We start from the raw sequence: 7,361 nt of genomic DNA on the forward strand, positions 1-7,361 counted from the left end.
CAAATGTTACTTGCGAGACGGATCAGTTATGCGTGCCGTTCGAACCTTCCCTCGTCATCGGGGTAAGTCCAGATTGTTTCATCAGCCAGTATTGCGGCTACAACTGCTTCAGCCCGTGCTTGACTTGTCGGGCGTCTTCCAAGCCCCATGTAGTCTGACTCTATCTGAACGAGGTATTTGACGACCTGATCGCGCGCCTCGCCGTCCCGCAACTGGCAAGCGGCGGAAATCAGATAGCTATCATACTCATTCGCAAATTTCGCGTTCGCTTCGTCGGTCCATTTTCCAGTGAAATGCCCGCCTGACCCAAGAAGACCTATCGGATCCCACAGACGCCAGCCAATGTCGCGCAGCTTTGATAGTTTAACTCTTGGCTTGGGCAATGCTTGTGTCATCGCGAACCCGGACAGTTGGACATATCGTCAACTAGATCAACTTCGCCAGTGTTCGCAATGGAGCAAACGGCAGAGGCCTCCGGCGGGGATATTTGGGCCAAGATGAAAACGCATCGGGGGCGGCCCCTTTCACCCGGCGTCGATCGGGTGTAGAAGGCGGCGCGGCCCGGCCAGCCACACCACAGCCCCTTGCAATGTGCGCCGGGCCCAGCCGCCGGACCCGGTCTGTAACCGGCCCGCTTTTCCTGTTGCATTTTTGCGCCCCGCTTGCCTGCCTCCTCCCCTCTGCCAAGGAAATCCCCCATGTCCTCCCCGCTTTTGCGTCAGGCACTTGTGCTGGGCGCGCTGTCCACAGTCGGGCCTTTTGCCATCGACATGTATCTGCCCGCGATGCCCGCGATTGCCGACGACATCGGCGCGACCGTGCCTGCGATGCAGGGCACGATCACCGCCTATTTCATCGCCTTTGGCCTCGCACAGCTGATCTATGGCCCCTGGGCCGATCAGGCCGGGCGGCGCGTGCCGCTGTATGCGGGGCTGGCGATTTTCATCATCGGTTCGGTGATCTGCACCTTTGCCACCTCGCCCGAGGCGCTGATGGCGGGGCGGTTCGTGCAGGGGCTGGGCGGGGCCGCCGTGATGGTGGTGCCGCGCGCCATCATCCGCGACCTGTATACCGGGCACGAGGCGACGCGGCTTATGGCCGCCATCATGCTGGTGATTTCCGTGTCACCCATGCTGGCGCCGCTGGCGGGGGCGGGGCTGATCGCCGTCACCGACTGGCGGGCGATCTTCGGCTTTCTTGGGGTCGCGGCGTTGGCGAGCCTTGCCATGACGCGGTTCGTGCTGCCCGAAACCCTGCCCGCATCGGCGCGCCAACCGGTTTCGGTGGCCGCCCTGTGGGCCGGGGCAAAGATGCTGCTCACGCATCGCGGCTTTCTGGGGCTGACCTTTCTGGGCGGCTTTGGCATGGCGAGTTTCTTTGTGTTCATCGCCTCGGCGTCGTTTGTCTATTCCGAGGCGTTCGGCCTTTCGCCCACCGGGTTCTCGCTGGCCTTTGCGGTGAATGCGCTGGGGTTCTTTGCCGCTTCGCAGATGGCGGCGGGGCTGGGGCAGAAACACGGGGCCGTGACGGTGGCGCTGTGGGCCACGGCCGGCTTTGCGGCCTTTACCGTGGGTTTGTTCGTGGTTGCGCTTCTGGGGCTGACCAGCCTGCCGGTGGTGATCGGCGGCCTGTTCCTGGCAAATGCCTGCCTGGGGCTGGTGATCCCCACCACGATGGTGCTGGCGCTGGAGGAACATGGCGAGCATGCGGGGCTGGCCTCCTCGCTGGGCGGCACGTTGCAGATGCTGGCGGGCGGCGCGATGATTGCCGTCACCGGGCCGTTCTTTGACGGCACGGTGGTGCCGATGCTGGCGGCGATTGCGCTGTGCGGGGTGCTGGCCCTTGTGCTGAGCCGGGTGGTGGTGGTGCGCCAGCCCGCGCTGGCCTGACCGGCGCGGGCGGGCACAGGCCCTGCCCGACCGCCGCCTGCGCGGTTCACGCCGCGCGGGCCTGCACCGCCTCTAGTGCGCGGTCCAAAAGGTCAAGCCCCGCGCCGGGCCGCGTGGCCCCCTCTGACAGCACGCGCCGCCAGCCCCGCGCCCCGGGCTGGCCCGCAAAAAGGCCCAGCATGTGCCGGGTGATCTGGTGCAGCCGCCCGCCCTCAGCCAGATGCCCGGCGATGTAGGGCCGCATGGCATCAATGACCTGAACAGCATCCGGCGCAAAATCATCGCCCCACAGCGCATCTGCCCCCAGCAGCACAGCGCCGGGGTCGTGATAGGCCGCACGGCCCACCATCACGCCATCAAGCCCCTGATCCAGCAGGTCTTTGGCCTGCGCCAAGGTGGTCACGCCGCCGTTGATGCAGATGGTCAACTGCGGGAAAGCGGCCTTCATCGCCAGCACCAAAGGATAATCCAGCGGCGGGATTTCACGGTTTTCCTTGGGGCTGAGGCCCTGAAGCCAGGCCTTGCGCGCATGGATGATGACATGCCGCACCCCGGCCTGCGCGATCTGGTCGATGAACGCGGGCAGCACCTGTTCGGGCACCTGGTCATCCACGCCGATGCGGCATTTCACCGTGACAGGCACCGGGCTTTCGCCGATCATCGCCGCCACGCATTCGGCGACCAGCGCGGGCCGTTCCATCAGCACCGCGCCAAAACAGCCCGACTGCACCCGGTCTGACGGGCAGCCCACATTCAGGTTGATCTCGTCATAGCCATAAGGCACCGCCAGCCGCACCGCCTGCGCCAGTTCCGCCGGGTCGGAGCCACCCAGTTGCAGGGCCACCGGATGCTCTGCCGCGCCATGCCCCAGCAGCCGGTCACGCGGCCCATGGATCACCGCCGCCGCCGTGACCATCTCGGTATATAGCATCGCGCGCCGGGTGAACTGGCGGTGGAAATGGCGGCAATGCCGGTCCGTCCAGTCCATCATCGGAGCCACGGAAAGCATGTGAGCGTTGTTTTTATTTGGTTTTTCTGTTGTTTTGCTCACTTCGCCGCGCTCCGTCTCGATTTCATTTCCGGCGTGTTTTCAATGGTTTGCGCTTGTCCCGATTTTCGACTTGCTACAATGTAGCAAAAAATCAGGGGCTTTGTAGCAAATCATGGGCACGATCACCGAACGCCGTAAGAAGGACGGCAGCACGTCCTATACCGCACAACTGCGGATCATGCGAGACGGCAGCGCGGCATCCGTTGCCTCCACCTTCGAGCGGCGCGCGGCTGCCGAAGCCTGGCTGCGGCGGAAAGAGGCGGAAGCCAAAAAGCCCGGCGGGTTCGAGAAGATCAGCGGCGCGCGCACCGAAGTGAAGGGTGAAACCCTGGGTGATGCCATCACCAAGTATGTCAGCGAGAGCGAGAAGAAGATCGGGCGAACCAAGACGCAGGTGCTTAATACCATGCTCAGCTACGAGATCACCCTCCTGCCCTGCGCCGCCGTCACCTCGCAGGACATTGTGGCCTTCGCGCAAGACCTGCTAGGCGGTGGCCGCCAGCCGCAGACGGTGCAGAATTATCTGTCGCACCTCTCGGCCATCTTTGCGGTGGCAAAGCCCGCCTGGGGCCTGCCGCTGGACCCTATGGAAATGAAGGCGGCGATGATGGTCTGCAAGCGGCTGGGTGTCACGGCGAAATCTGGCAAGCGCAATCGGCGGCCGACCATCGCAGAAATGGACCGGCTGATGACGCATTTCTCCGACAAGCACACCCGGGGCCGCTCGCTTCCGATGCACATGGTCTGCGCCTTCGCCCTGTTCTCTACGCGGCGGCAGGAGGAAATCACCCGCATCCGCTGGGCTGATCTGGAAGCTGGCCGCGTGCTGGTGCGCGACATGAAGCACCCCGGCGACAAGGCGGGCAATGACACATGGGTTGACCTGCCGCCCGAGGCCGAGCGGTTCGCGCGCGCCATGCCGCAGGTGAAGCCGGAAATCTTCCCCTATTCCACCGACGCCATCACCGCCTCGTTCACACGCGCCTGCAAGTTCCTGGAGATTGATGACCTGCACTTCCACGACCTGCGCCACGAAGGCGTGTCGCGTCTGTTCGAGATGGGCGGGACGATTCCCGTGGTGGCGGGCGTGTCAGGGCACCGGAGCTGGCAGAGTTTGCAGCGGTATGCGCATCTGCGGCAGACGGGGGACAGGTGGGTATTGTGGCGCTGGCTTTCAATATTTTGAGGGCTTAGACCCAGTTCTTGGCAAGATTGCTCGAAGAAGAAAGATCATTTGACTTCAGCTTCGCAGCATTCAATCATAGGTTGTTGATTCTCTCGGGAATGCCAAATGACGAAGATCTCGTGCGCGATTTTTTTTCTTTGGCTTACGTCCAATGTTGCATTTTCCGAAACTTGGGGCCCGCCTCATAAAGTAGTAATAGGGACGGTCGTGGAGCTAGACGACGGCGGCCGGATAAGTGTTAGCTACGGCGACGGATTTCCTCCTAAGGCGCTTACCATACAATTCCTGCTGCCTAGGATTGGCGACAGAATAGATGATTTGCGCGGCATCCTAATCGGAACCACAGTTTTATGCGGGTTATACCCTAGCAGAGGGTTTTCAGTCTCCCATGAGGGAATCTGCTACGCAAGAGTCTCCTGTAGCGGTGAGACGCTCTGCACTCAGTTCGTTGAGATTAGCAGGATGACGAGGAACCTTGGGGACGAGTAACAGCAACCTGACGCCGAAGCAAAGCGACAGAAGTAATAGAATTCAGCATGGCGAACGAGATTCAAGACCTGTTTGATAGCAATATTATTAGAGGATTTGACACTGGAGAAACCAATGTGTCGAATCTTGAAGACATAGACGACGACGACTATGCAATTAGTACGGCTAGGCTGTCTGATTTGATCAATGCGCTCCAGTATCTGCATGACAACAGCCCGACATTCTCTTCGGCTATTGCAAGGCTAACAGGCCCCGATGAAATTTGGATCGATGTTTCCGATACCAATCGACCGCAGGCGTTTTGGGGCTCTGTTTTGCCGTCTGGCGTGACAGGAATTGTTGCCCTCAGCCATAATGATAACGGGTCCATTATCGACAACAATGGGTATGTGCAACAGCTCAACTTCGCGCGGGTGCTAGCACATGAATTTTTCCATATTCTATATGGTATTGGTGATACGACCGCAAACCTTTCGGGAGCCACCGACACGCCACAGGCTGCCTACCAAGGTGGTGCCGTCATCTTTGAAAATGCAGTTTATAATGAAATTGAAGGATCATCTTACACTGAGCGCACTTCATACGCATCATCCATACCAGCAACTTTTGCGGGCGATAGCCCAGCGCTGAGGACTGCATCATCTGTGTTGGATGAGTTTTCGGGTATTCTTCAAGGCGACGTCATCAGCTGGACCCTGGGCAATACCGTCGATATTGTACTATTAGCAGCGGAGTCAGACGGCATATCTACTGCCCCTGGGCGCAACGTTAATACGAGTAACAACACTTCTATTCAGAGCGACCTCATAATTGGCGTGTATGCCAGCGGGAGTACAGACGATCTTATCCAATCCGGGGTGGGAAATGACTTCGTATACGGTTTTGTTGGCAACGACACTATCGACGGTGGCGCAGGTGACGACCATCTATTTGGCGAAGCCGGTGACGACGAGGTAATCGGCGCAGAAGGGCTTGACTTTTTGGCGGGCGGTCTTGGCGACGACTTTTTGTTTGGCGGAGACGGAGCAGATGCGCTGCATGGCGGGGGCGGTGACGATGGACTGTACGGCGGCAATGACGATGATGTAATGTATATCGACGCGTCCGATGCAATTATCTTCGGAGGGAATGGCTTTGACCGCCTAGTCGCAGTCGAGGCCGAGTCAGGTCCTTTGCCACTTATTGTTGATATGGAATCAAGCGAAGTAGAGTCTATCGTTGCTGGCAGTGGTGACGACACCATCTATGGCTTTGGTGGAACTACACGTTACATTGCAGGAGGGGCAGGAAGCGACTCGATCTATATCGACACATCAATTGCTCCAATGGTTATTTGGGCTGGAGATGGCGCCGATGAAGTGCATCTTTCTGGGCGCAATTTAGAGGGGATATTGGTAATAGATGCCCCTAATATTACAGAGGAAAATTTCCATCTACTTGATTTGAGCGATATAGCTGGGGTTAGTAGTTGGGCTCATATTTCAGCGGTGATTATCAACCCAGACTCCTCTGATAGACTATATATTGGGGGCGGTGCCCTAGGGGTCAGCTTCGTTTACAACCCTGTTGCAGGAATGATTCAGCAGTATGTCAGTGCTGGAGGGAGCGATGGGTGGTTAATTGGCATAGCAGGCATGCGATCTGGTGCCGGATTTGGCCTAAGCGGTTCCGTACTCGGCGCCACTTATCAGAATGTCGAAGAAGTGTATAGGTTGAATTACGATAGCGATGATAACTGGTTCTTTGATCTTGAGCGGTATCCTGGTCCTGACGGATACGTTGAGGGCAACTATGGACATGAGTTGACGAGTGAAAACTATGACTATTCTGAAACAGTGCCTGCAACTGAATACGAAGATGAGTATCAGTTGCTTTACTGGCACCATGGCATTGTTCCGAGCGCAGAGATGTATGGATACTTTTTAGCAGGGGGTAGCTTTTCCGGGCAAACTTTGACTGGCAATGGTGATTTCTCCGTGATGCTTTAGTACCTCTTCGCGGCCTTGAGAGGAGGTCTGATAGTTTTTCAATCAGAATTATTGGGCTTGGCGTTGCTCCGCCGAGACTAGGTCTTCGTATTGAAGTATTGTTGTCGCAAGCAGGTTGGCGACTGTTTCAGTCCGAGCGTTCGCCAACTCCCGCCCCCGCTTCTCCGCCGCCACGGCATCCATCAGCTCCCCTGCGGTGCGCGGCACCGGGCCGGTCCACCCTGGCGCGGGAATCAGCAGATCGGCTGGCACCACAATTCCCGCCGGTTCAGTTCCACAGCCGCTGAGCAGCAGCGCGCAGGCTATCAGACAGCGGTTCATCGCGTCCCTCCAAGGATTTCAGATCGTGTTCGATGCCCGCCCAGCGGGCGGCTTCGGCTTCCATGCGCTTCAGATGCGCGCGGTGGACTTCGGCTGACCGCTGGTAGGCGGTGACTTCGGCCTCTGCCGCCGCCAGTTCGCCCGCCAGCCCGTTCGCCCGCTCGCGCCAGTAATAGGCATGTCCGATCAGGATCACGGCCAGCAGGGCGAGGCCCGCCGCCCGCTTCACCCCGGCGATCATGCCGCCAACCATTGCTTGACCTTGAAGCCCGGGCAGGCCCGGTTCGCGTGGTCATTGTGGCCGGTGATGTAGTTCGTCCTGAATAACACCTATGCTATTGATTTTGCGCTGAAACGTTGCGGTTTTTCTCGCCATGGTCTGCAAGGTTTTGTATAATTTCCGCCGAAACCTTGCAATTTCGGGTCTGTCATGAAGC

The 7,361-nt window shown here is 58.7% G+C and carries 6 protein-coding genes; 3 read left to right on the forward strand and 3 right to left on the reverse strand.

Annotation, left to right across the window (positions count from 1 at the left end; genetic code table 11):
* Positions 1–26 precede the first annotated feature (26 nt).
* A complete protein-coding gene (locus GEU84_RS03365; RefSeq protein ID WP_152824053.1) occupies positions 27–395 on the reverse strand; it encodes a hypothetical protein in 369 nt (122 codons plus the stop codon).
* Between the two features lie 303 nt (positions 396–698).
* On the opposite strand from GEU84_RS03365, the gene GEU84_RS03370 reads away from it, so the two are divergent.
* Positions 699–1,889, forward strand: coding sequence for a multidrug effflux MFS transporter (locus GEU84_RS03370; protein WP_152824054.1), 1,191 nt, complete (start codon positions 699–701; stop codon positions 1,887–1,889).
* A gap of 46 nt (positions 1,890–1,935) precedes the next feature.
* Here the strand turns inward: GEU84_RS03370 and dusA are convergent, their stop codons facing one another.
* Entirely contained in the window at positions 1,936–2,940 is a 1,005-nt protein-coding gene (gene dusA / locus GEU84_RS03375) for a tRNA dihydrouridine(20/20a) synthase DusA (protein WP_338144747.1), read from the reverse strand.
* A gap of 112 nt (positions 2,941–3,052) precedes the next feature.
* Here dusA and GEU84_RS03380 point away from each other — a divergent pair, with 112 nt between their 5' ends.
* Together GEU84_RS03380 and GEU84_RS03385 are read left to right on the forward strand one after the other, a co-directional pair.
* On the forward strand, positions 3,053–4,126 hold the full coding sequence (locus GEU84_RS03380) for a tyrosine-type recombinase/integrase (protein ID WP_152824056.1): 1,074 nt from the start codon (positions 3,053–3,055) through the stop codon (positions 4,124–4,126).
* Positions 4,127–4,662: 536 nt separating this feature from the next.
* Entirely contained in the window at positions 4,663–6,603 is a 1,941-nt protein-coding gene (locus GEU84_RS03385) for a calcium-binding protein (protein ID WP_152824057.1), read from the forward strand.
* Between the two features lie 268 nt (positions 6,604–6,871).
* Here GEU84_RS03385 and GEU84_RS03390 read toward each other — a convergent pair whose 3' ends face one another.
* Complete coding sequence (locus GEU84_RS03390; protein WP_152824058.1) at positions 6,872–7,165, reverse strand: hypothetical protein; 294 nt, start codon at positions 7,163–7,165, stop codon at positions 6,872–6,874.
* Positions 7,166–7,361: the final 196 nt, after the last annotated feature.

Origin of the sequence: Fertoeibacter niger (assembly GCF_009380135.2) — a bacterium.
Taxonomy (GTDB): domain Bacteria; phylum Pseudomonadota; class Alphaproteobacteria; order Rhodobacterales; family Rhodobacteraceae; genus Fertoeibacter; species Fertoeibacter niger.

Bases quoted from the DNA above. Each gene is read 5' to 3' on its own strand.
- GEU84_RS03365 (WP_152824053.1), bottom strand. From the start codon at position 395: ATGACACAAGCATTGCCCAAGCCAAGAGTTAAACTATCAAAGCTGCGC.
- GEU84_RS03370 (WP_152824054.1), top strand. From the start codon at position 699: ATGTCCTCCCCGCTTTTGCGTCAGGCACTTGTGCTGGGCGCGCTGTCC.
- GEU84_RS03380 (WP_152824056.1), top strand. From the start codon at position 3,053: ATGGGCACGATCACCGAACGCCGTAAGAAGGACGGCAGCACGTCCTAT.
- GEU84_RS03385 (WP_152824057.1), top strand. From the start codon at position 4,663: ATGGCGAACGAGATTCAAGACCTGTTTGATAGCAATATTATTAGAGGA.
- GEU84_RS03390 (WP_152824058.1), bottom strand. From the start codon at position 7,165: ATGATCGCCGGGGTGAAGCGGGCGGCGGGCCTCGCCCTGCTGGCCGTG.